Origin of the sequence: Bacillus sp. FJAT-29937 (assembly GCF_001509555.1) — a bacterium.
In the GTDB taxonomy this organism is placed as follows: domain Bacteria; phylum Bacillota; class Bacilli; order Bacillales; family Cytobacillaceae; genus Cytobacillus.
In genome coordinates, this window is sequence record NZ_LMAS01000003.1 from 1100 (window position 1) to 25228 (window position 24129).

Annotated in this window: 22 protein-coding genes and 14 tRNA genes; 28 read left to right on the forward strand and 8 right to left on the reverse strand. The window is 39.9% G+C overall.

Features of this window, described 5'->3' with window-relative positions; genetic code table 11:
* Nucleotides 1-13 precede the first annotated feature (13 nt).
* The 15 genes from AR328_RS06330 to AR328_RS06400 all read left to right on the forward strand — a co-directional run bounded on the left by AR328_RS06330 (nt 14) and on the right by AR328_RS06400 (nt 2072).
* Nucleotides 14-90, forward strand: a tRNA-Arg gene (locus tag AR328_RS06330).
* Nucleotides 91-113: 23 nt separating this feature from the next.
* Nucleotides 114-190 (forward strand) — tRNA-Pro (locus tag AR328_RS06335).
* A gap of 13 nt (nt 191-203) precedes the next feature.
* Nucleotides 204-279 (forward strand) — tRNA-Ala (locus AR328_RS06340).
* Between the two features lie 34 nt (nt 280-313).
* Nucleotides 314-390, forward strand: a tRNA-Met gene (locus AR328_RS06345).
* A 5-nt stretch (nt 391-395) separates the two neighbouring features.
* A tRNA-Ile gene (locus AR328_RS06350) sits at nt 396-472 on the forward strand.
* 15 nt (nt 473-487) lie between these two features.
* A tRNA-Ser gene (locus AR328_RS06355) sits at nt 488-580 on the forward strand.
* Nucleotides 581-605: 25 nt separating this feature from the next.
* Nucleotides 606-679 (forward strand) — tRNA-Met (locus AR328_RS06360).
* A gap of 3 nt (nt 680-682) precedes the next feature.
* Nucleotides 683-759, forward strand: a tRNA-Asp gene (locus AR328_RS06365).
* A gap of 6 nt (nt 760-765) precedes the next feature.
* Nucleotides 766-841: transfer RNA gene (locus tag AR328_RS06370), tRNA-Phe, on the forward strand.
* A gap of 17 nt (nt 842-858) precedes the next feature.
* Nucleotides 859-932 (forward strand) — tRNA-Gly (locus tag AR328_RS06375).
* Nucleotides 933-938: 6 nt separating this feature from the next.
* Nucleotides 939-1012: transfer RNA gene (locus AR328_RS06380), tRNA-Ile, on the forward strand.
* A 21-nt stretch (nt 1013-1033) separates the two neighbouring features.
* A tRNA-Asn gene (locus AR328_RS06385) sits at nt 1034-1108 on the forward strand.
* A 4-nt stretch (nt 1109-1112) separates the two neighbouring features.
* Nucleotides 1113-1203 (forward strand) — tRNA-Ser (locus tag AR328_RS06390).
* A gap of 6 nt (nt 1204-1209) precedes the next feature.
* Nucleotides 1210-1281: transfer RNA gene (locus tag AR328_RS06395), tRNA-Glu, on the forward strand.
* Between the two features lie 173 nt (nt 1282-1454).
* On the forward strand, nt 1455-2072 hold the full coding sequence (locus tag AR328_RS06400) for an HAD-IA family hydrolase (protein WP_197414425.1): 618 nt from the start codon (nt 1455-1457) through the stop codon (nt 2070-2072).
* A 487-nt stretch (nt 2073-2559) separates the two neighbouring features.
* Here the strand turns inward: AR328_RS06400 and AR328_RS06405 are convergent, their stop codons facing one another.
* Complete coding sequence (locus tag AR328_RS06405) at nt 2560-2757, reverse strand: hypothetical protein (RefSeq protein WP_066291987.1); 198 nt, start codon at nt 2755-2757, stop codon at nt 2560-2562.
* A 514-nt stretch (nt 2758-3271) separates the two neighbouring features.
* Between AR328_RS06405 and glgB the strand changes: the two genes are divergently transcribed.
* From glgB to AR328_RS06430, 5 genes are all read left to right on the forward strand, one after another.
* Nucleotides 3272-5224: a 1,4-alpha-glucan branching protein GlgB gene (gene glgB / locus AR328_RS06410; RefSeq protein ID WP_066291988.1), complete on the forward strand. Its 1953-nt coding sequence runs from the start codon at nt 3272-3274 to the stop codon at nt 5222-5224.
* Entirely contained in the window at nt 5154-6299 is a 1146-nt protein-coding gene (locus AR328_RS06415) for a glucose-1-phosphate adenylyltransferase (RefSeq protein WP_066291991.1), read from the forward strand. Before glgB ends, AR328_RS06415 begins: the two co-directional genes overlap by 71 nt.
* Before the next feature lie 81 nt (nt 6300-6380).
* Entirely contained in the window at nt 6381-7409 is a 1029-nt protein-coding gene (locus tag AR328_RS06420; protein WP_066291994.1) for a sugar phosphate nucleotidyltransferase, read from the forward strand.
* Complete coding sequence (gene glgA, locus AR328_RS06425) at nt 7406-8857, forward strand: glycogen synthase GlgA (protein ID WP_066291999.1); 1452 nt, start codon at nt 7406-7408, stop codon at nt 8855-8857. The genes AR328_RS06420 and glgA overlap by 4 nt, the downstream gene beginning before the upstream one ends.
* A complete protein-coding gene (locus tag AR328_RS06430) occupies nt 8847-11231 on the forward strand; it encodes a glycogen/starch/alpha-glucan phosphorylase (protein WP_066292003.1) in 2385 nt (794 codons plus the stop codon). Before glgA ends, AR328_RS06430 begins: the two co-directional genes overlap by 11 nt.
* Before the next feature lie 48 nt (nt 11232-11279).
* Here AR328_RS06430 and AR328_RS06435 read toward each other — a convergent pair whose 3' ends face one another.
* On the reverse strand, nt 11280-12035 hold the full coding sequence (locus tag AR328_RS06435) for a TraR/DksA C4-type zinc finger protein (protein WP_066292004.1): 756 nt from the start codon (nt 12033-12035) through the stop codon (nt 11280-11282).
* 166 nt (nt 12036-12201) lie between these two features.
* Nucleotides 12202-13131 carry a 1,4-dihydroxy-2-naphthoate polyprenyltransferase gene (locus AR328_RS06440; RefSeq protein WP_066292005.1) on the reverse strand — a complete coding sequence of 310 codons (930 nt, stop codon included), beginning with the start codon at nt 13129-13131 and terminating at the stop codon, nt 12202-12204.
* A gap of 295 nt (nt 13132-13426) precedes the next feature.
* On the opposite strand from AR328_RS06440, the gene AR328_RS06445 reads away from it, so the two are divergent.
* From AR328_RS06445 to AR328_RS06465, 5 genes are all read left to right on the forward strand, one after another.
* Nucleotides 13427-14833: an isochorismate synthase gene (locus tag AR328_RS06445; RefSeq protein ID WP_066292011.1), complete on the forward strand. Its 1407-nt coding sequence runs from the start codon at nt 13427-13429 to the stop codon at nt 14831-14833.
* The gene (gene menD, locus AR328_RS06450) at nt 14830-16581 is read left to right on the forward strand and encodes a 2-succinyl-5-enolpyruvyl-6-hydroxy-3-cyclohexene-1-carboxylic-acid synthase (RefSeq protein WP_066292013.1); all 1752 of its coding nucleotides are present in this window, start codon (nt 14830-14832) and stop codon (nt 16579-16581) included. Before AR328_RS06445 ends, menD begins: the two co-directional genes overlap by 4 nt.
* A complete protein-coding gene (menH, locus tag AR328_RS06455; protein ID WP_066292016.1) occupies nt 16581-17417 on the forward strand; it encodes a 2-succinyl-6-hydroxy-2,4-cyclohexadiene-1-carboxylate synthase in 837 nt (278 codons plus the stop codon). Before menD ends, menH begins: the two co-directional genes overlap by 1 nt.
* A 75-nt stretch (nt 17418-17492) precedes the next feature.
* The gene (menB, locus tag AR328_RS06460) at nt 17493-18314 is read left to right on the forward strand and encodes a 1,4-dihydroxy-2-naphthoyl-CoA synthase (RefSeq protein ID WP_066292017.1); all 822 of its coding nucleotides are present in this window, start codon (nt 17493-17495) and stop codon (nt 18312-18314) included.
* Nucleotides 18315-18433: 119 nt separating this feature from the next.
* Nucleotides 18434-19909 carry an o-succinylbenzoate--CoA ligase gene (locus AR328_RS06465; RefSeq protein WP_066292018.1) on the forward strand — a complete coding sequence of 492 codons (1476 nt, stop codon included), beginning with the start codon at nt 18434-18436 and terminating at the stop codon, nt 19907-19909.
* A 45-nt stretch (nt 19910-19954) separates the two neighbouring features.
* On the opposite strand, the gene AR328_RS22125 is transcribed toward AR328_RS06465, so the two are convergent.
* Complete coding sequence (locus AR328_RS22125; protein WP_082677151.1) at nt 19955-20113, reverse strand: DUF1540 domain-containing protein; 159 nt, start codon at nt 20111-20113, stop codon at nt 19955-19957.
* A 105-nt stretch (nt 20114-20218) separates the two neighbouring features.
* A complete protein-coding gene (locus AR328_RS06470; protein ID WP_066292022.1) occupies nt 20219-21181 on the reverse strand; it encodes a metal ABC transporter solute-binding protein, Zn/Mn family in 963 nt (320 codons plus the stop codon).
* Between the two features lie 200 nt (nt 21182-21381).
* Between AR328_RS06470 and AR328_RS06475 the strand changes: the two genes are divergently transcribed.
* Nucleotides 21382-21957: a beta-class carbonic anhydrase gene (locus tag AR328_RS06475; RefSeq protein ID WP_066292025.1), complete on the forward strand. Its 576-nt coding sequence runs from the start codon at nt 21382-21384 to the stop codon at nt 21955-21957.
* A gap of 44 nt (nt 21958-22001) precedes the next feature.
* On the opposite strand, the gene yidD is transcribed toward AR328_RS06475, so the two are convergent.
* On the reverse strand, nt 22002-22244 hold the full coding sequence (gene yidD, locus AR328_RS06480) for a membrane protein insertion efficiency factor YidD (protein WP_066294562.1): 243 nt from the start codon (nt 22242-22244) through the stop codon (nt 22002-22004).
* Between the two features lie 164 nt (nt 22245-22408).
* Between yidD and AR328_RS06485 the strand changes: the two genes are divergently transcribed.
* Nucleotides 22409-22882, forward strand: coding sequence for an S-ribosylhomocysteine lyase (locus AR328_RS06485; RefSeq protein ID WP_066292030.1), 474 nt, complete (start codon nt 22409-22411; stop codon nt 22880-22882).
* 67 nt (nt 22883-22949) lie between these two features.
* On the opposite strand, the gene ytzI is transcribed toward AR328_RS06485, so the two are convergent.
* Together ytzI and AR328_RS06490 are read right to left on the reverse strand one after the other, a co-directional pair.
* Nucleotides 22950-23120 carry a YtzI protein gene (ytzI, locus tag AR328_RS22130; RefSeq protein WP_082677152.1) on the reverse strand — a complete coding sequence of 57 codons (171 nt, stop codon included), beginning with the start codon at nt 23118-23120 and terminating at the stop codon, nt 22950-22952.
* Between the two features lie 144 nt (nt 23121-23264).
* A complete protein-coding gene (locus tag AR328_RS06490) occupies nt 23265-23522 on the reverse strand; it encodes a DUF6154 family protein (protein WP_066292033.1) in 258 nt (85 codons plus the stop codon).
* A gap of 251 nt (nt 23523-23773) precedes the next feature.
* Between AR328_RS06490 and AR328_RS06495 the strand changes: the two genes are divergently transcribed.
* Nucleotides 23774-24091, forward strand: a complete 318-nt coding sequence (locus AR328_RS06495) for a hydrolase (protein ID WP_066294568.1) — start codon at nt 23774-23776, stop codon at nt 24089-24091.
* Nucleotides 24092-24129: the final 38 nt, after the last annotated feature.

Sequence of the window (24129 nt, forward strand, 5' to 3'; positions counted from 1 at the left end):
GATATAAACTAATGCGCCCGTAGCTCAATTGGATAGAGCGTCTGACTACGGATCAGAAGGTTATGGGTTCGACTCCTTTCGGGCGCGCCATTATATCAAATAATAAGTTTTATCGGGAAGTAGCTCAGCTTGGTAGAGCACTTGGTTTGGGACCAAGGGGTCGCAGGTTCGAATCCTGTCTTCCCGACCATTTAAATCATTATGGGGCCTTAGCTCAGCTGGGAGAGCGCCTGCCTTGCACGCAGGAGGTCAGCGGTTCGATCCCGCTAGGCTCCACCATATTTAATAATTAATTAAATATAATCCTTAATTTGGCGGTGTAGCTCAGCTGGCTAGAGCGTACGGTTCATACCCGTAAGGTCGTGGGTTCGACCCCCTCCGCCGCTACCAAATTAGGACCTTTAGCTCAGCTGGTTAGAGCAGACGGCTCATAACCGTCCGGTCGTAGGTTCGAGTCCTACAAGGTCCACCATTTTGTTTATTATTTGGAGGTATACCCAAGTTCGGCTGAAGGGATCGGTCTTGAAAACCGACAGGGGCTTAACGGCTCGCGGGGGTTCGAATCCCTCTACCTCCTCCATTACTTTTATTGTAAATATTATTATCGCGGGGTGGAGCAGTCCGGTAGCTCGTCGGGCTCATAACCCGAAGGTCGCAGGTTCAAATCCTGTCCCCGCAATCTGGTCCGGTAGTTCAGTTGGTTAGAATGCCTGCCTGTCACGCAGGAGGTCGCGGGTTCGAGTCCCGTCCGGACCGCCATATTGTGGCTCAGTAGCTCAGTCGGTAGAGCAAAGGACTGAAAATCCTTGTGTCGGCGGTTCGATTCCGTCCTGAGCCACCATTTAATTATTACTAAATGCGGGTGTAGTTTAGTGGTAAAACCACAGCCTTCCAAGCTGTTGATGAGGGTTCGATTCCCTTCACCCGCTCCAAAATATGGGCCTATAGCTCAGCTGGTTAGAGCGCACGCCTGATAAGCGTGAGGTCGATGGTTCGAGTCCATTTAGGCCCATCATTTTTATATTAATGTTATTCCGCAGTAGCTCAGTGGTAGAGCATTCGGCTGTTAACCGAACGGTCGTAGGTTCGAATCCTACCTGCGGAGCCATTATGGGGAAGTACTCAAGAGGCTGAAGAGGCGCCCCTGCTAAGGGTGTAGGTCGCGTAAGCGGCGCGAGGGTTCAAATCCCTCCTTCTCCGCCATAATAAGGCCCATTGGTCAAGCGGTTAAGACACCGCCCTTTCACGGCGGTAACACGGGTTCGAATCCCGTATGGGTCATAAAAAAAGGTTGTCAACCAATTGTGTTGGCAGCTTTTTTTTATGCTTCTATATTGAACAGGATGTTAAAAGATGCCATGGACAAAGGTTCTGTGGTATTTTTTATATATAGGGAAAATAGAAAATATTTGTGAGTGGAATAATCCTAAAAAAGCCATAAGGAGAAACAGTAAATGATTAAGCATATTATTTTTGATTTTGATGGAACGATTGCCAATTCTCAATATGCATTTGTTTCTGCCTGGAATCAACTAGCTGAAAAGCACCGATTTAAAAAAGTAGAGCATGATAAGTTAGAGGATTTAAAAAAACTAACTATTAAAGAGCGAAGCAAGTTATTAAATTTTCCAATGTATAAACTGCCTATTGTGATGCCGGAACTCTACGCTGCCTATCGCCAATCAATTCTAGACGTGACTCTATTTGAAGGGATTAAGGAGTTACTAAATGAATTAGAGAATAGAGGTTACCATACTGCCATTATTTCTTCTAATTCAGAGGAGAATATTAGGCAGTTCTTAAATCGTAATGAGGTTAAAGTAACTGATATTCTTTGTTCAAGCCGTATTTTTGGTAAGGATAAAATGATAAAAAAGTTCTTAAAATCTTACAATGTTCAGCCTTCGCAGGTAATTTATGTCGGAGATGAGCATCGGGATATCGTGGCCTGCAAGAAGTGCAGTGTAAAAATTATATGGGTTGGTTGGGGCTATGATGGCATAGAAGTGGTTCAATCTGAAAATCCTGATTATATGATTCAAACTCCAGATGAAATCCTACAAATCGTTTAAGGTATCCCGAATTTACTCACTGAATAGTATCTTCATTTACTCTTAAAACACTTGGAAAAATGCAATAATAGTGTCCTTTTTTCTGGTGCATTCTTTTTAAAATACACAAGAAAATAGACGTATGAATGCCCATACGTCTATTTCTTTTTTTATCAAGGTTTCTACCGGGTTCTAGCAATTAGGATCAAGAGGGTCCGCACTTATAGGTTTGGGGATTAGGTTAAGCAATCAAATATATAGTCGGAGAAAATCCGCCTATTTGGTAGAAAAATTAAAAAATGGCTTAAATAGACGGAGAGATTCCGCCTTTTGACTCGAAAACTTCAAAAATGGGGGATTTTGCTTGGCATAAGCGGAAAAATTCCCCTTATTTACCCCGAAACGAGCTCCAATCTGCATTTAACCGGAAAGTCTCCGCTTATCATCTCATAACAGAACCCTTTAAAAATACAATTCCAAGCGTTTTTGCTAATATTGGGCTTCTCTGCTAGTCAAATCTTTCATCTTTTTCGCGTAATTTCCTTCCAGGGTTGTCAAGGTCGAATTCCGATGTTATTCCAGTGGACGGCCCCCTAAACATTTCTCCAACTGCAATAATCTTTCCATCTGGCGGGCCAAAAATGGGGACCTTCACTTCATCTTTGGTAGCTTCATTAATTAAAAACTCTTCTTCTTTATTACTCAATTTATTTGTCTCCTTTCAACAAAAGTTTTGTGAAAAAACCCAGAACTATAACTCAATTTGGTGCCCGAACGACTGTTTTATGGAAGGCAAGGCATCAATAGGGCCTTAGATGCCCGTCCCGGCTGAAAAAAGGTAATCACGGTAACCAATCACCATCATAGGTGCCCGACACAGTCAAAATATGCTTGGCCCGGTCATCAATAGGGCGCTTAGATGCCCGCCCGCTAAAAAGAGTCACCCCCGGTAACCAATCACCATCATAGGTACCCGACCGGCCGCCCACAGGCAAGGCGGGCTCATCAATAATGCTCAAAATTCACATTCCTGCATGTTTTATTTTGTCATTCCAGGCAATAAATTATGTCGAAATTTCAGGATTCCCTTTATATCTTGCTGTTAATTGACAAAACGCCGAATTTGTTGTCAAAAAGTTTAGAAAATCTTTACAAGGTCTTTTTGCAAATCGCTCGAATATAATCATTGAAGCTATTGCAGTTAGAAGGAGAAGAGCGACATGAACACAGTTTTTCCAACAGACTACCAAATGCATTTATTTCATGAGGGTACCCTTTTTGAAAGTTATCGGCTCTTTGGTGCACATATCATGAAAGAAGATGAAAAGGTAAAGACTCGGTTTTGTGTCTGGGCACCGAATGTGGAAATTGTCAGATTAGTTGGTGATTTTAATGATTGGAATGGAGAGGGGTATCCCTTACATAGAGTGAATAATGAAGGAATTTGGATGACTCATATTGATCAGGATCTACAGGGGTGTTTATACAAATATGAAATGATTACAAAGGAAGGCAAGCGTTTTTTGAAATCGGACCCGTTTAGCTTTTATTCGGAAAAAAGACCGAATACAGCTTCCATTGTATATTCTCTTGATGGCTATCAGTGGAATGATGATCATTGGATGCAGAAAAGAGAAAAAAGGAATACCCTATCAGAGCCAATGGCCATTTATGAAGTCCATTTAGGATCGTGGCGAAAGACAAAGGATGGCCGCTTCTTATCTTATAAAGAATTGGCAGCTGAATTAATTCCGTATGTTGTGGAGCTTGGATTTACCCATATTGAATTGTTACCCCTTGTCGAGCACCCGCTCGACGAGTCGTGGGGCTATCAGGGAACAGGCTATTATTCCGTTACAAGCCGGTACGGTACGCCGCATGACTTTATGTATTTTATTGATCAATGTCATCAAAACGGCATAGGGGTAATCCTTGATTGGGTGCCTGGACATTTTTGCAAAGATGCTCAAGGGCTATATGAGTTTGACGGAACAAATTTATATGAATATGAAAATCCTTGGGACAGTGAAAATGCTGTTTGGGGCACGGCTAATTTTAACTTTGGAAAAAATGAAGTACATAGCTTTCTTATTTCAAATGCGCTTTTTTGGATGGAAACGTATCATATTGATGGCTTTCGCCTTGATGCCGTATCGAATATCATTTATTGGCCGAATCGACAGGAGGAAACGGAAAATCCATTGGGCATCCACTTTTTGCAAAAACTAAATCAGACAATTAACGAGCGTGATCCTGCAATCCTAATGATGGCTGAGGATTCGAGTGAATGGCCGCAGGTGACTTCTCCTGTACATTACGGCGGCCTAGGCTTCCAATACAAATGGAATATGGGCTGGATGAATGATGTCCTTAGCTATATGGAAACAGCACCTGATGCTCGGTCGAATGTTCATGGGAAAATGACCTTTTCCCTGTTGTATGCCTTTAAAGAAAACTTTGTTCTGCCCTTTTCACATGACGAGGTCGTTCATGGGAAAAAGTCACTTCTAGATAAGATGCCTGGCGATTACTGGAGCAAGTTTGCTCAGCTGCGACTGTTGCTAGGCTATATGGTTGCTCATCCGGGAAAAAAACTATTATTTATGGGGACAGAACTAGGCCATTTTTCTGAATGGAAGTCTAAAGAGCAGCTTGATTGGCATTTGCTTGAGTACGACATGCATAAAAAAATAAATGGGTATGTAAAGGAATTGCTCAAACTATATAAGCGTTCAAGGCCGTTTTTCGAGATGGATTTTCTTCAAGAGGGCTTTGAGTGGATTGATGTGAATAACCATCAGCAATCGATCTTTTCTTTTATCCGTAAAGGAAGTATCGAAGGTGAGCATCTCATTGTCATCTGTAATTTTACAGAGCGTGTTTATGAAGATTATTGGGTAGGTGTTCCTCAAAAGGGGTCATATCGAGAAATATTTAATGGTGATAAAGCCGAATTTGGAGGAGCAGGTTTTGTAAATAAGAAGGTTTTGAAGACGGAAGATGAACCGTATCATGGGAAGCCCTATTCGGTAAAAATGACGATAGCCCCCTTTGGCATATCGATATTACGACCTGTTAAGCATCGAAAGGAGAGAAAAGGAAATGGGAAAGAAGAAGTGCGTAGCCATGTTATTGGCCGGAGGGAAAGGGAGCAGACTCCATTCGTTGACTGAAAATCTGGCTAAGCCTGCAGTGCCATTCGGAGGAAAATATCGGATTATAGATTTCACCTTAAGCAATTGTACAAATTCAGGCATTGATACGGTTGGGGTGCTGACGCAATATCAGCCGCTTGTATTGAATTCGTATATTGGAATTGGCAGCGCCTGGGACTTGGATCGTAGAAATGGTGGAGTTACCGTTCTCCCTCCTTATAGTGAATCATCTGAGGTCAAGTGGTACACAGGAACGGCGAGCGCCATTTATCAGAACATCAATTATTTAAAGCAATATAACCCGGAATACGTATTGGTCCTTTCCGGTGACCATATTTATAAAATGAATTATGAGCTCATGCTAAATTACCATATTGATAAAGGTGCTGATGCCACGATATCAGTTATTGAAGTTCCTTGGGAAGAAGCAAGCCGATTTGGAATAATGAATACGAGTGATGACATGGCAATTACCCAATTTGAGGAAAAGCCGAATGTGCCAAAAAATAACTTGGCTTCCATGGGCATATACATATTCAATTGGTCCCTTCTGAAGGAGTATTTAGAAAGGGATGCAAAAGACCCTAATTCCAGCCATGACTTTGGCAAGGATATTATTCCGTTATTATTGGCAGAAGAAAAGCAGTTATACGCTTACCCGTTTAAAGGCTATTGGAAGGATGTCGGAACTATTAGAAGTCTTTGGGAAGCTAATATGGACTTATTAGATGAGGAATGTGAATTAAATTTATTTGATTATAATTGGCGGATATACTCTGTTAACCCGAATCATCCACCACAATATATTTCAACTGAGGCAAAAATTACAGGATCACTTATTAATGAAGGCTGTACCATTGAGGGAAATGTTGATAAGTCAGTCCTTTTCCAAGGGGTAACAGTCGGGAAGGAATCATTTATACGTGAAGCTGTGGTCATGCCTAATGCCAAAATTGGCAAAAACGTTGTCATTGAAAAAGCTATTATTCCTTCCAATATCCATATACCTGATGGAATGATCATTAGCGGTTCAATGGAAGACGATGAGATTGTACTAGTTTCAGAGGAAATGCTTCAAAAATATGTTTCTTAAAAAATTAGGTTTTTAGTGGAAAAGTGGTTTAATAACAGAATTTATTGAGTTTGCAGCTATTGACTGTGGGAGGGAAAGATTGTGAAGAATCGTTTGCTTGGTGTTATTGATGCAACAACCTATCATGAAGAATTGGGGGAGCTGATGATTCATCGATCGCTTGGGGCGGTCCCCTTTGCAGGCAGGTACCGCCTCATCGACTTTGTTCTTTCCAATATGGTGAATTCTGATATAGAAAGTGTAGCGATTTTCCCTAAATATCAATATCGCTCATTAATGGATCATTTAGGTTCGGGGAAGAACTGGGATCTTAATAGAAAAAGAGATGGCCTTTTCTTTTTCCCATCACCAATGGTTGAAGGTTCCCGTAATGGAATTGGCTCCTTTAATCATTTTGCTGCAAACTTAGATTATTTTTACCGAAGTAATCAGGAATACGCGCTTATCGCAAATTGCTTTACAGTCTTTAATATGGATTTTCGCCCTGTTCTTGATCTTCATATTCGTGCGGGGTGTGATATAACGGAAATCCGCCAGCAGGGGCGGTCCCTGGAGATGTATTTAGTAAAAACGTCCTTTCTAATAGAACTAATTAAGTCGCGTGAACATACAGGTTATACTTGCATGAATGATGTCGTCAATGACTTAAACCACTCCTACTTAATATGCAGCTATGAATATGATGGATTTGCCGAAAAGATTGATTCTATCCAAACATATTTTCAAGTAAGCATGGACCTTTTACAGCCGCATATTTGGAGAGAGCTGTTTCCTCAGGAGCATCCGATTTTTACAAAGGTAAAAGATGAACCGCCAGCAAGATATTTCGAAGGGGCATCAGTACAGCACTCCATGATTGCTAATGGGTGCCAAATTATGGGGAATATCAAGAATAGTATTATTTCTCGCGGCGTTAAGATTGGAAAAGGATCGATTATTAATAATTGCATTATTATGCAAAAAAGCCAGATAGGGGAGAACTGCCATTTGGATTCGGTTATTTTAGATAAAGATGTGAAAGTTGCATCTGGAACTATTCTAGCTGGTTCAAGCCAATCTCCGTTTGTCATTCAAAAAGGAACTGTGCAAGGAGCTCTGATGAATTCGTGAAAGTATTGTTTGTTGTATCTGAATGTGTACCATTTGTAAAGTCGGGAGGGCTGGCTGACGTTGCTGGGTCCCTTCCTAAGGAAATGAAAAAGCTAGGCACAGATATCCGAGTTATCCTCCCTAAGTACCAATCTATAAATGAAGAATATAAAGTTAAAATGAAAAAGACGGCAGAAATTTCAGTGCCGGTAGGATGGAGAAATCAGTATTGCGGCATCGAAGAACTTCAATTTGAGGGAATCACCTATTATTTTGTAGACAATGAATATTATTTTTTTCGGGAAAATTTATATGGATATTTCGACGATGGGGAGCGGTTTGCCTATTTTAATAGAGCAGTACTGGACTGTCTTGGATTGATCGATTTCTTCCCGGACATTATTCATTGTCATGATTGGCATACGGGCATGATTCTGTTTCTATTAAAATCTCAGTATCAGGCGATAGAGAGCTATAAAGATATCCGTACAGTGTTTACGATTCATAACTTAAAGTTTCAAGGAGTTATGCCACGGGAGGCTCTCCAAGATTTATTTGGACTCAGCAATCAATATTTTCATATCGATCATCTGGAATTCTACGGTCAAATTAGCTTTATGAAAGGTGCCATTGTTGCAGCAGATAAAATTACAACAGTGAGCCCCACATATAAGCAAGAGATTCAAATGGAGCACTATGGGGAAAGGCTGCATGGATTGTTATTGAAAAGAAAGAATGATTTAGAAGGGATCATCAATGGGATAGATGCAGCCCTCTATGATCCGAAGAATGATCCATGCCTATTAGAGAGATACAATCTTGAGGCAATTGAAAGGAAACAGGAAAATAAAAGATATATTCAGGAGAAATTTGGGCTTCCAACTCATATGAATACCCCAATAGTTGCAATGATTACGAGATTAACAGAGCAGAAGGGACTTGATCTTGTACGCGGAGTTTTCCAGGAGCTCATGTCGGAGAATATCCAAATGATTATCCTTGGAACTGGTGATGCACAGTTTGAGCAATTTTTCAGGGAAATGGAATGGGCTTATCCAGAAAAATGCAGAGCTTATATTGGCTTTGACGAGGAACTAGCTCACCAGCTGTACGCTGGAGCTGATCTCTTTCTCATGCCATCAAAATTTGAACCTTGCGGCCTTGGGCAAATGATTGCGATGAAATATGGCGCCATTCCTGTTGTTAGAGAAACAGGTGGATTAAATGATACTGTTCAGTCCTTTAATGAACTTACTGGTGAAGGAAACGGCTTTACATTTAGCCATTTTAATGCCCATGACATGCTGTTTACTGTGCAAAAGGCGCTCCGTTTTTATCGGAATGAATTGTACTGGAAAAACATTGTCAGAAATGCGATGACAGCGGATTTTAGTTGGGCGCAGTCAGCTGAAAAATACAATGATCTATATTCCGAAATCGTCTCTAGGAGTGAAAGTCATGTTTTCTAATAAGGAAGAGTTCAAAGAAGCTTTCTTAAAAAGGCTGGAAATGATCTGTGGAAAAAGCTTTGGCGAAAGTACGAAAAGGGATCATTACTTTACGATTGGCAATATGATTAGGGAATATGTCAGCACTGACTGGATAAATACGAATGAACGTTATCGAAGTAATAGAGGCAAGCAAGTTTATTATATTTCTATCGAGTTCTTGCTTGGCCGGCTGCTCTATCATAATTTGCTTAATTTAGGGCTTGAGGACGTTGTGATGGATGGTTTACAGGATTTAGGCATTGATTTATATGAATTAGATGAAATCGAGGCTGATGCGGGACTAGGGAACGGAGGGCTTGGGAGATTGGCTGCCTGTTTCATGGATTCCCTAGCCTCGTTAAATTTGCCGGGACATGGCTGTGGCATCCGATATAAGCACGGTTTATTCGAGCAGAAGATTGTTGATGGCTATCAGGTTGAACTGCCTGAGCAATGGCTGCGGCATGGTCATGTGTGGGAGGTACGAAGGGCAGATTTAGCCATTGAAGTACCTTTTTGGGGGAATGTTGAGGCTAGAGAAGAAAATGGGCGGGTCGTATTTCGGCACGAGAAAGCGGAAACGATTTCCGCTGTCCCTTATGATTTGCCGATTGTCGGATACAAGACGGAAACGGTGAACACGCTTAGACTCTGGAATGCGGAGCCCTCTCCCTACCCAATTCATAAGGATATTTTGAAATATAAACGGGAAACGGAGTCCGTTTCTGAATTTTTGTATCCTGATGATACACATGATGAAGGAAAGATCCTTCGGTTAAAACAGCAATATTTTCTCGTTTCAGCAAGCATCAATTCAATTATTCGCTCTTATAAAAAGCAGCATGAAACTTTACGTGATTTTCACGAAAATGTAAGTATTCATATTAACGATACACACCCTGTTCTCGCTATCCCGGAGTTAATGCGGATATTAATCGATGAAGAGTGCATGGGATGGGATGAGGCTTGGCATATTACCGTGAACACGATTTCGTATACGAATCATACAACCTTGTCAGAAGCGCTGGAAAAATGGCCAGTCCGTTTATTTCAGCCGCTATTGCCGCGGATCTATATGATTGTAGAAGAAATCAATGAGCGGTTTTGCCAGCAGCTTTGGGATTTGTATCCTGGTGAATGGGCACATATCGAAAGCATGGCGATAATTGCCCATGAAGAGGTGAGAATGGCTCATCTCGCCCTTGTCGGCAGCTATAGCGTAAATGGGGTGGCCGCACTTCATACTGAAATTTTGAAGAAGCGGGAAATGAGCAATTTCTATCACGTATTCCCGGAAAAATTTAATAATAAAACAAATGGCATTACTCATAGAAGGTGGCTGTTAAAAGCCAACCCCCTTCTCTCTAGGCTTATTACGGATGGGATAGGAAGTGAATGGGTTCGAGAACCGGCCCAACTTAGTCAATTAAACAAATTTGGTGAAGACAAAGCTTTTCTTCAAAACTTATCCCGTATTAAAAAGCAAAATAAGGAAAGGCTCGCTAGAAGAATTAGCAATCAGACCGGCATTGTAGTGGATCCCTCCTCTATATTTGATATTCATGTAAAACGCCTCCATGCTTATAAAAGGCAGCTGCTCAATATTTTGCATGTCATGTATTTATATAATCAGCTGAAAGAGGATTCAAGTTTCCATATGCACCCGCGCACTTTTATCTTTGGAGCCAAAGCTTCTCCCGGATATTATTATGCAAAGAAGATTATTAAGCTTATTAATACAGTAGCGGATAAAGTCAATGGGGATGACAGAACGAATGAACAGGTGAAGGTCATTTTCCTTGAAAATTATCGTGTCTCTATAGCTGAAGAGGTTTTTCCAGCGGCAGACATAAGTGAGCAAATTTCTACTGCCAGTAAAGAGGCTTCTGGAACAGGAAACATGAAATTTATGATGAACGGCGCTCTAACGGTTGGGACTCTGGACGGGGCAAATGTTGAAATAATGGAAAAGGCAGGTCCGGAAAATATTTTTATTTTTGGCCTTACTGCTGACAAAGTTCTTCAATATTATCAGCATGGCGGTTACAATTCGATGGATTACTATCATCATGACAATAGAATTCGTCAAGTAGCCGATCAATTAATTAATGGTTTTTTCCCGGAAGCTGATGATGAATTCGAGCCGATTTTCGATTCATTACTTACGGAAAATGATCAGTATTTTGTACTGAGGGATTTTGATTCATATGTGAAAATTCAGAGGCAGGCAGGTTTAGTCTATGAAGATCAAAGCAAATGGCTGAAGATGAGTTTAAGAAATATTGCTGCTTCTGGTTATTTTTCCAGCGACCGCACGATTCGTGAGTATGCGGAAGATATTTGGCGGATTTAGCCTATTAAACAGGGGCGCGTCTCAGTAGCTTGAGACGGCCCCTTTTATTTATTCCTCTTCTTCTTCTACATATCCATCTGTACGATGGAATTGCAAATCACCAAATGGTGTATCAGTGCCGACTTCATCAAGCATGGCTTCGTATTCTTCATGCTTTTTCGAAGGGTAGATGATTCTATCTGTCCCTTCAATATTACTGGCGATAAAGGTTTCATAATCCTCCGTAAACCCTTCATCATCATGCCCTTCATTATAAAGGGAGTTATAATCTTCATAATCGCCTCTAAGGTCAGATGGGGTTTCAGATGTACCGAAACGGGCAACCTCCTGGAAGCTGTCTTCATTATCAATAACCTCCCTAAACTGGTGGTGCTGAAATGTATTTCCGTGTGCTGGCTCCAGTACATCCTCTTCCACTGGGCGGTCACCTGGTACAATTTGTTCAGGGCTATGATCCTTACAGTACAATGTGTAAGGGACAGCCTCTAGCCTTTCGAATGGGATGTCCTTGCCACATTCTGTACATTTTCCGTAAGAACCTGAATGGATTGCCTCCAACGCGGCATTTACTTTATTTAACTGGGAATCATGATGCTCCTCAAGGGCAAAATCCTTTGTTCTGTCAAATAATTCAGTCCCCATGTCTGCAGGGTGATTATCATAAGCAGATAACTCTCCAACTGTTTCTCTAGCATTTACACCTTCCAGACTGCCTTCCTTATTTCCATGAAGCTGTGATTCTAAAGATGTTTTCTCCTCTTTTAATTGACGCGTTAATTGGTTGAGTTGTTCAGACGATAACAAAACAATATCACATCCTCATCAAATTCGATTCGACTTATTTTTACAATCCATGGATTTAGTATGAGCTTTACCGGAAAAAAAATTACTCGAATGCCTGAAACAGTAAAGTGATACCCTTTTTAAACATGAAAAAAACCCTTGTTATGACAAGGGTTAAAGCCTTTTCTTATAAAAAATAGCCAATAAATAAACCGATTGATAATAAAAATCCAAAAATTGTATTCGTTTGAGCAGTTGCCTTCATGGCTGGCATCATTTGAATAGGAATTGTTTTTCCAATAAAGCCTTTCGTTGCTTTAATAGCTTTCGGGGCGCTTAGAACAACAATCGCTAACCAAGGTGAGATAATGTTCATGGCAATAAGAATGAAAATCCATGCATAAGAAACAATAAACATACCGGCAAGCAATTGAATGGCGCCCTTTCTTCCTAATAAAATCGCCAGCGTTTTTCTGCCAAACTCTTTATCGCCGTCCAAATCACGAATATTATTAGATAACATAATAGCACCGACAAGAATCAAAATAGGGATTGACACTAAAATACTTGTTTCCGTTACTGTTCCAGTCTGAATAAAGAACGAAATAAGAATAATCAGCATGCCCATGAAAAAGCCAGAAACAATTTCACCAAATGGCGTGTACGCAATAGGAAATGGTCCTCCAGTGTAAAGATAGCCTACTGACATACAAATGATACCGATCAAAGCTAACCACCAGCTGCTGTTCATGCAAATGTATACTCCGATTAAGAGCGAAATACCATATAAACCGAGGGCCAGCTTAAGAACTGTCCTAGGATGTATGCCGTCACGAACAATAGCTCCGCCAATCCCAACAGACTTTTCATTATCGAGCCCTCTTTTAAAATCATAATATTCATTAAACATATTCGTTGCAGCTTGAATCAGCAAGCTTGCAATCAACATAGCAAAAAATAATCCAAAATGAATGCTTGTATCCTGAAGGGCTAAGGCCGTTCCAAGTAATACTGGTACAAAAGCAGCGGTAAGCGTATGAGGTCTTGTCAGCTGCCACCAAACCTTCCAATCCCTAGAATTGGTAGGCGGAATACTTGTATGCATTTGTGTTTGCATAAAACTCTCCCCCTGTTTATCTATATTATCAAACCTATTTATTATATAGGATAGGATGCCCTCTGTCAAAAATAGATCGTAATAACGGCTCTCCAATATCAGTCTAAGAGGGAAAAAGGTAAGTGTCAATGGTACAAAATGAAAGCCGATAACGAGGAATTTTTCTTCTTTTCATTATTTTTGAAATACCTGGGCTGAACATGACTATAATTGACATATGAATGAGAATAAGTGTATGTTAAAATAAGTTTAAATGAAGGAATAACGGTTAATAGGTATTGTTGGAGGGATTTTTTTGGTTACCATAACAGAAACGGAACTAAAAGACGGGATCCTTGAAGCGATGGATAGGGCAAAGGCCTTATCTAAACCAGTTTTAGTAAGTGAAGTACAGCAGATTAATCCTATAGATCCTCTCAAGTTTTTCACGGCAGGCCGTGAAGCTTTTTTAGGTGAACGCTTTTTCTGGAAAGATCCATCTGATGAAACGTTCATTATTGGGATGGGAATATGCAATCAAATACAATCGGATCAGGCAGCTGGCCGCTTTTTTCATGTTGAAAAAGAGTGGAAGCGCTTTATTCAAGATGCCATTATTTATAATCGGTTTGAATTAGACGGAATCGGCCCTCTCATTTTTGGCGGTTTTTCCTTTGATCCTATGAAAGAGAAATCAAAGCTTTGGGAGAAATTTGCGGATTCACAGTTTCATATTCCGACTTTTATGTACAGTGAAATAAAAGGGAAGGCCTATTTAACAACGAATGTGCTTTGCACCCAAAATGATGATGAGTCTCTGATTGATGCTATTCATTCAGAAAAGCAAGCACTTTTCACTTCCCTTTCAGATGTTCAAAATGATGAAGGCCATCAATTAAATAAAGAGATAGAAATAAATCCTGAACAATGGAAGGAACAGGTCCGTTCCATTGTAGAAGAATTAAAGCAAGAATCAATTGAAAAGGTCGTCTTGGCGAGGGAAACTAGATTGTTTTTTGACAAGCAAGTTCAAGTGGAACAAGTACTTTCCCAGCTATTGAATCTGCAAAGAGAGAGCTTCATTTTTGCATTTGAATCAAATGGGGATTGCTTTATTGGGGCTTCTCCAGAACGGCTTATCAAAAAGAGCGGAAAAAAACTTCTTACGACATGTCTTGCTGGATCGATTGCAAGAGGCAAGTCAGAAACGGATGATAAGCAGCTCGGGGAAGAATTATTAAATGACCGTAAGAACTTAATTGAGCATCAATATGTTGTGCAAATGATTAAAGAGGCGATGGAAGAATCTTGTGAGGAAGTATTATTGCCGGAAAAAACGCAGCTTCTAAAAACGAGAGATATTCAGCATCTTTATACGCCTGTTATTGGAAAGGCGAAGGAAAATACCTCAATACTCAATTTAGTTGATCGCCTGCATCCAACTCCTGCATTGGGAGGACTGCCAAAGGAAGCAGCAGTCGAGAAAATCAGAGAAGTAGAAGATTTGGACAGGGGCTATTACGGTGCACCGCTCGGCTGGCTTGATTATAAAGATAATGGCGAATTTGCTGTTTCTATTCGTTCCGGCCTTATCCAAAAGGATGAAGCCTCTATTTTTGCTGGATGTGGGGTTGTGAAGGATTCCAATCCAGAGAGCGAATATATCGAAACGAAGATTAAATTTCGACCAATGCTAAGGGCATTAGGAGGCATAAATAAATGAACCATCAAGAAGCATTAACCTCTTACATTGCTGCATTTGTTACTGAACTAGTAAATAATGGGGTAGAGGATGTTGTTGTAAGTCCCGGTTCTAGATCTACCCCAATGGCAATGGTCATTCTCGAGCATCCCGAACTTCGTGTACATATTCATGTAGACGAACGTTCGGCTGCCTTTTTTGCGTTAGGGATTGCTAAAGCTTCGAAAAAGCCAGTGGCGATTTTATGTACGTCCGGCACCGCTGCAGCGAACTATTTTCCTGCTATTGTGGAAGCGAATGTTTCAAGGGTGCCTTTAATTGTTCTCACGGCTGATAGACCGCATGAATTAAGAGATGTTGGCGCACCACAGGCAATCGATCAAATTCATTTGTACGGAAAACATGTAAAATGGTTTGTGGAAATGGCACCTCCTGAACATACTGTAGAAATGATCAGATATGCACGTACAGTATGTGCAAGAGCGGCTTCTACTGCGCTGCAGTCTCCTGCAGGACCCGTCCATTTGAATTTCCCATTTAGGGAGCCACTCATTCCAGCTTTGGATAGGGAGGACCTGTTCGAGGTAACGGAAAGAGCTGGAGGATATGTTAGGATTCAGCCAAGTGAATGGACATTATCGGATGAACAATTTAAACAATTGGGAGAAAGCTTACAGTCATACAAAAGAGGAATTATCGTTTGCGGACCAATCGAAACAGATGGTTTTACAAATGCAGTGATAAATCTTGCTGAAAAGCTTCAGTTCCCAATTCTTGCAGACCCGATTTCCCAGTTAAGAAGCGGTACACATAATGGAGCACAAATTATTGATACATATGATACGATTTTGAAAAATGAAAATGCAAAGCGTGCGCTAAAGCCTGACGTCATTATTCGTTTTGGTGCTATGCCTGTTTCTAAGCCGCTAACCATATTCTTAAAAGAAAATCATGATGTACGCCAATTCGTTATTGATGGCGGAGCGGGATGGCGGGATCCGGGAATGGTATCTTCCGAAATGATCTATTGCCAGGAAACGAGGTTTTGCCAAGCTATTCTTCCATATATAGAGGCTGTGAAGGATGGGAGCTTTCTTGAAAAGTGGGAGAAGGTCAATGACCTAACACGCAGCAGCATAGCAAAAATAGAAGAGGTAGAAGAATTAAGTGAAGGAAAGTTATTTTACCAGCTTGCTAATATGCTTCCTGAAGGAGCCGTATTATTTGTTGGCAATAGTATGCCTATAAGAGATTTAGACACTTTCTTCCACTTTAATGATAAGTCGATTAGAATAATGGCGAACCGTGGGGCAAACGGCATTGATGGAGTAATTTCTACTGCCCTTGGAGCAGGGACACGCCTGCAGCCATTATATTTAGTCTTAGGTGATTTAACTTTTTTCCACGATTTAAATGGATTAATCGCCGCTAAACAATATGAAATAGATATTAATATTCTTTTAATCAATAATAATGGCGGAGGAATATTCTCCTTTCTGCCGCAAGCAAGCCACCCGAAAAATTTTGAAAAGCTATTCGGAACGCCATTAGATTTGAAGTTTCAATATGCTGTAGAAATGTACGGTGGACAATATGATTTAATCTTAGATTGGGAGCATCTATCTTCTGTTATGAACCGAAATAAAGGTCAATCTGGACTAAAGGTAATGGAAATTACAACAAGCCGGGAGAAAAATATTAGTGAGCATCGAGAGCTATGGGATGAGGTTTCCCGGGAAATAAGTCGATTTCTGGAGGTCGAATGCTGATGAATTTTGCTATCAACGGCATTCAATACCATGTTGAAAGGTGGGGCTCCCTCGAAGGGACCCCATTACTTTTGCTTCATGGCTTTACTGGAAGTGGTGCTTCATGGATTAAATTTAAGCCTTATTGGCAAAATTATAATGTCATTGCTGTTGATATAATTGGTCATGGCAAATCCGATTCTCCTGATGATGTATCCAAATATGATATTGAGGCTGTGGCGGGGGATTTACATGGTATTCTGCAGAGGCTTGGAATTGGACAAACCAATTTATTAGGCTATTCTATGGGTGGAAGATTAGCCCTGACGTTTGCTTTAAAATATCCCCGAATGGTTCAAAAACTCATTCTAGAGAGTTCAACACCCGGACTAAAATCAAAAGATGAGAGGGAAGCAAGGCGCCTTCAGGACGAGAAGCTTGCCTGTCGAATTCAAGAGCAGGGGATTACCGAATTTGTGGATTACTGGGAGAATATCCCGCTGTTTCAAAGCCAGAAACAACTCCCACATGACCTTCAGCTACAAATTAGAACAGAGCGGTTGAGTAATTCTGAATTAGGCTTATCTAACAGTCTCAGAGGTATGGGGACTGGTGCTCAAGCCTCGTGGTGGGAGAGGCTTCATGAGATCACCTTTCCTGTCCTTTTAATAACAGGTGAGTTGGACATTAAATTTTGCCAAATTGCAAAAGAAATGCAAAAGACATTAAAAAATGGAAATTGGATTTCCGTTGAAAAAAGTGGACATGCAATTCATGTGGAGAATCCAGAATTATTTGGTACAATAGTAAATGAATTCTTATCGTATGAAAAGGAGCCAAAAAACAATCCTTATTGATACGTTTGAAGAGAAACAGTGGCTAGGTATAAGCGCTGTATAAATTTTTTCTATACATAAAAGGAGGATTCCGTCATGTCAGCAGTAGAATGGATTTCAGGACGCAAGTATGAAGAAATTATTTATGAAACATACAACGGAATAGCAAAGATCACGATTAACCGTCCAGAAAAGCATAATGCTTTCACGCCAAGAACAGTATCTGAGCTAATTGATGCTTTCGCTTATGCACGTGATGATGCAAGTGTTGGGGTTATCGTCCTAACTGGTGCAGGAGATAAAGCATTCTGTTCAGGTGGAGATCAGTCTGTACGAGGTCATGGAGGCTATGTTGGGGACGATCAAATCCCGCGCCTAAACGTTCTTGATTTACAGCGTTTAATTCGTGTTATTCCAAAACCAGTTGTTGCTATGGTTAAAGGGTATGCGATTGGTGGAGGCCATGTTCTCCATATCGTTTGTGACTTAACGATTGCTGCAGATAATGCTGTCTTTGGACAAACTGGTCCGAAGGTTGGAAGCTTTGATGCTGGGTATGGCTCTGGCTATTTAGCAAGAATTGTCGGTCATAAAAAGGCACGTGAAATTTGGTATTTATGCCGCCAGTATAATGCTCAAGAAGCTTTAGACATGGGGCTTGTTAATACAGTTGTTCCGCTTGATCAAGTGGAGGAGGAAACAATTAAGTGGTGTGAAGAAATGCTTGAAAAGAGCCCGACTGCTCTACGTTTCCTTAAAGCTGCGTTTAACGCGGATACAGATGGACTTGCTGGCATTCAGCAATTTGCAGGAGATGCAACATTGCTTTATTATACAACAGATGAAGCAAAAGAAGGCCGCGATGCCTTTAAGGAAAAGCGCAAGCCAGATTTTGGCCAATTCCCTCGTTTTCCTTAAAGAAAAGCGGAGGCGCTGGAGCTGGACATTTCTCGAAGTCGTAAAATATTTCATTATTACAGCCTGATGGGTTTGCCATCAGGCTGTTTTGTCTAATGCTTTATATATGAGGTGTAACAATGGATAATATAATGCAGAACTTTTTAATAAAAAGAGCTTTTTTAACACCAGATAGACCTGCTTATCATTTTGCAGGAAAAACATATACTTTTTCCGAAGCTTACGAAAAAGCTCATACGATAGCGGGCCAATTAACGGGGTATGGAGCCCAAAAGGGGCAGTTTGCCGGAGTATTGCTCAGCAACCATGTAGACACTGTTTTCATTTATTTAGCCCTTCATTTACTTGGTGTGAAGGCGGTTATATTAAATAATCGGTTGACCCCTTCCGAAATTGCATGGCAAATGCAGGATTCTCATTCGAAGTTTTTGATAACTGAAGAGAAGTTTTCGGATACAATTAATCAAATGAAACCGACTCTTTCAGGTGTAACGATGATTGAAAAAGAGACACTTTTCAATTCCTCTGTTTCTAATCCAAGTATTATTGAAGAAATAAATTTAAACGACATCTGTACAGTTATGTATACGTCAGGAACGACAGGACATCCAAAAGGTGTGCTTCAAACATACGGCAATCATTGGTGGAGTGCAATTGGCTCGGCACTGAATCTTGGGCTCTTAGAGCAGGATTGCTGGCTGTGCACAGTTCCATTATTTCATATAAGCGGCTATTCGATTCTCATGCGCAGTATTATCTATGGAATGAAGATGGTGATTTTAGAAAACTTTGATGAAAGAGGGGCAATAGAAACTATTCGAAGTGAACATGTAACGATTATGTCCATTGTCAGTACGATGCTTTCCCGAATGGAAGAAGAGCTAAAGAATGAAAAGCTTCCTTCAGAATTTCGCTGTATGTTATTAGGGGGAGGCCCTGCCTCTAAATCTTTACTTGAAAAATGCAAATATAAGCAAATCCCCGTTTACCAAACATATGGCATGACAGAAACCTCCTCGCAGATCGTCACTCTTTCTCCAGAGTACAGCATGAGCAAACTTGGATCAGCAGGGAAGGTATTATTCCCGTCACAGTTAAAAATTGTCCGATCAGATGGAGAGGAAGCAGAGGCTAATGAAGCAGGGGAAATCCTAGTGAAAGGACCTAATGTCACAGGCGGATATTTAAACAAAGAAAATGAAACAAAGAAAAAGATTGTCAATGGCTGGTTATCTACAGGTGATATTGGCACTTTGGATCAAGAAGGATTTCTATATGTGTTAGACCGACGCTCGGATTTAATTATTTCCGGCGGTGAAAATATATATCCTGCTGAAATTGAAAGTGTGCTTGTTTCACACCCTAGTATTTCTGATGCAGGGGTCATTGGGATGAAGGATGAGGAATGGGGAGAGGTTCCGATTGCTTTTGTAGTAAAGGGAAATGAAGTTACAGCTGAAGAGGTTCGGGAATTTTGCCAGTTGAAGCTTGCAAAATATAAAATCCCGAAAAAAATCCGATTCCTTGATGAGATTCCTCGGAATGCCTCAAAGAAAATTTTAAGAAGAGAACTGCGAAAATTAATGGAAGAATAAAGGAAAGAGGCGCTTCCCAATGAATGCGCCTCTTCATGCAAAGTATTACCCTAACACTGGTTCAAATGTTTTACAATCGGTTTCTTTACTATTATCAGCTGTTTTTCCCTTATGGCTGACTACATAAATCTGATCTGCTGAACATTTGTTTCCATTTTCCCAATATGAACAGTTATTAACTTCGCATAAAACGTCTTTTGCCATTAGGATCCACTCCTTCTAAGTTCAAAATAGGGTCCTTTTTTATCACCCTAATTTAGGTTGTGGAACTGGCTTCTCCTTCATGCCTGCCATTTGAAGGAAGTAAGGTTAATTTAATGCTTTTTCTAGAGCCTTCAGATTTTCATTCATAATGGAAAAATAAGTTGAATCATTGTCAATGTCTTGATTTGTCAGTACAGAAAGATTGTGTAAGTATAGAGGCTCTGCACCGAGCTCCTTCTGAATGATTTCTGTTAATTTAGAGCTTACATTTTGTTCAAAGAACACATATTTTAAATCATGTTCCTTCGCCTCATTAATAATTTTCTCTAGCTGCTTTTGTGTAGGTTCATTAGACGAATTTAAGCCTGAAACACTGATTTGCTTGATCCCATAGCGCTTTTCCCAGTAGCCAAATGCCGCATGGGATACAATTATTTCTTTATGCTGTGCTTGATCAACAACCGTCTTGAAGTCATTGTTTAATTGATCGAGCTCATTAATAAGTTCATCATAATTAGCATTAAAGTCATCTTTGTGTTTTGGCATCTTTTCAATAAGTGCATTTTTTGTTGCTTCAGCCAGACCCTTTGCATAAATAGGATCAATCCATATATGCGGATCAATGTCTCCATGGTTATGACCATCATCTCCATGGTGTTCCTCTTCATGGTGGTCTTCTTCCTCATGAGCACTATCTGTTTCGATAGTAGTATCCAAGTGCACATTTTCTCCAGCTGCGATCATTTGAACGTCTTCGTCTTTTAACGTTTCCTTTGCCTTTTCGACAAAGCCTTCTAAGCCGAGGCCGATGAAAATAAATAAGTCTGCATCAGCCAGTTTCATCATATCCTTTTGTGTAGGTTCAAATGAGTGTTCATCAGCACCAGGAGGATACACAGTTTTCGTTTCAACGTACTTCCCGCCAATCCGTTCCGCGAAGTATTGCAAAGGATAGACAGTCGTATAAACAGTTAATGTATCGCTTTTCTTTTCTATTTCCTCTTCCCCAGCAGCACAGCCTGTCAAAAACAAACTAAGCATTAAGAAAAAAATTAATATCTTTTTCATATTGTCTCCCCTTAAGTTTAAAGCGTACTCGTTCCGATTTGTATTATAAAATTTTTTTAATATTGCGCAATTCGTAATCATTACGATTCCAAATGTAATTTTACAAGAGAAATTAATAAAAATCAATCAAAAATATTTGGTTATGCTATTAATTATTTGTTATGCTTAAACTGCAATTAAAATTTTGAGGGGTAAATCAAATGAAATTAATTGATGAAATTTTAACCTTTAATCAGCAGTTTGTAGAAGAAAAGCAGTATGAAGAATTTACGACAACTAAGTTTCCGAATAAACGCATGGTCTTATTAACATGTATGGACACTCGTCTTGTAGAGCTATTGCCACGAGCAATGAACTTGCGCAATGGCGATGTGAAAATTGTTAAAAATGCGGGAGCGCTCGTTACCCATCCGTTTGGGAGTATTATGAGAAGCTTGCTTGTAGCAGTCTACCAGCTTCAAGCAGAGGAAGTTTTAATTATTGGGCATCATGATTGCGGGATGAGCGGAATGAAACCCGATCTTATCCTTGAAAGCATGAGAAAGCGCGGCAAGTCAGAAGCAGCTCTTGACACGATTACTTATTCTGGTGTGGATGTGAGAGAGTGGATGAGAGGCTTCGAAAATGTTGAAGAAAGTGTGGCTCACAGCGTCAAGATGGTAAAGAAACACCCATTAATGCCAAATGATGTGCCTGTACATGGGTTAGTTATTGAACCGAGTACAGGTAAATTGGATGTCGTTGTGAACGGCTACGAAGAAACAAAATTTTTATAAAACAACTCGTAAACAACTTGTCCCTGAAAATGAGACAGGTTGTTTTATTTTTCAGCAAATGGCTTTTCTTGCTTTTCTGGAACGGGATCAAAGCCGCCAGGGTGAAAAGGGTGACATTTCACAATTCTTTTTATTGTAAGCCAGCCGCCCTTTAATGCACCAAATCGTTTGACGGCTTCAAGGCCGTAATGAGAGCATGTTGGGTAGAATCGGCATGACGGCGGTTTTAAAGGCGAGATGACGATTTGGTAAAATCGAATCAGGCTAAGCAATATTTTTTTCAACATGAACAACAATCCATTCTTCCATTTTGATAAGAAGATAGCATATTCTATTGCAATTGTCGAAAGTAAGGTTACAGCACTCGTACAATAAGCATATAATATAAAATTGATGAAGATAGTCGGAATATGAGTTACAATGGAAAGAAATAGATAAGGAGTGATGTTTGATGCCTTCAGTAGAAAGCTTTGAATTGGATCATAACGCTGTTAAAGCACCATTTGTAAGACATTGTGGAGTACACAAGGTCGGTTCAGATGGTGTGGTTAATAAATACGATATACGATTTTGCCAGCCAAATAAACAGGCGATGAAGCCAGATGCTATCCACACATTGGAACATCTTCTTGCCTTTAATATTCGCAAGCATTCCGAGAAATATGATCACTTTGATATTATTGATATTTCCCCAATGGGATGCCAGACAGGGTATTATTTAGTTGTTAGCGGAGAGCCGACAGTGGAAGAAATCATCGATTTGCTTGAAGATACGATGAAGGATGCCGTCCGGATTACTGACATTCCTGCCGCAAATGAGAAGCAATGCGGCCAAGCAAAGCTCCATGATTTAGAAGGAGCTAAACGACTAATGCGTTTTTGGCTTGAACAATCGAAGGAAGATCTGAAGCAGGTTTTTGCATAAGGATTGGTAAACAAAAAGCTAAGTGTACGCTCTACAGTGTGTACTCTTAGCTTTTTTATATTAAGGTTCAATTTTCAGGAAATTTATTTGACTTATTTTCCATTTCCTCTTGGTCAGCGGAAATAGAATCAGTAGAATCAACAGTGTGTTTAAACATATAAGCTTTAGAAGTTGTGACAACTGCCAAAACAATAACAATGGCAACAATAATCACCGATATGGCTAAAACAGTAATCATGAAAAATCCCCCCTCTTCTACTTTAGTTTAACATGAAATTAAACTGGCAGGAGGGAGGAAAACTGTTAAATTTGCTGAGAAGCGGAATAGTTTATTGATGAAAACGCTCTCATTTCCCTGGTGGAATTATGTAATAAAAATAAATCAGTGTATATTGCGATGTTGAATATTGGAGCTTCGCTGTGGCCTATAGTCTTCACTTGCAAATTTTCCTTTTAAGCTTTCGATTAAATAAAGTCCCATCAGATCATAAAGCTCTTGATTATTTAATTCTTGAATAATATTCAATAAATCTTCCCGGCTCATTTCCTCTAGGAAAGCAAAGGTCAGCATATCAATATCTTCTTCATCTCCGGTAAGCTTATGCCGATAAAGCTCATACAGTTCATCCACGATTTTCATCTTGACACCCCCAACGTAAATTTTTGAGATAGTTTTATCTTTTATTTTATACTTATTAAATCCTCTTGATGATAAAAATATTCTATATTTGCCATTAAGGTTCCTTTTTTTTTAGAATAATATGTGCTTTAACAAGAATAATGTATTTCGACATTATTTTTAAATTGAATATGGAAAAGATAAGAATGAATAAAAGCGTATGGCTCCCGCCTGCAGCTATTTCATATAAGGGGTTGATTACATTGAATGAAATGAAGAAAACGTATTATATTAAGGTGAATACTGGAGAAATTACACAAAGCGCAACTGATTCGGCTTGGGATTTTAAAATAGAAGCTACAGATGAAGAGATCATTTCATTAAGGGAATTTTTTGATAACAATTATTCGAATGAATGGAAAACTTTCTTCAGAGCCCATGTCCCATTCATGGAATATCATAATGATAAAGAAAATGATGCGTATGATGATACGATAAAAAAAGTATATGGAATGATTTATCAGCTTGGAGATGAGGAAGCAAAAAACCATATTGAAAGCATGGGGATTTTAGACGAAGGTCATAATTAAAACATATAATTAATTGGTCAGACCCTTCACTTCACGTG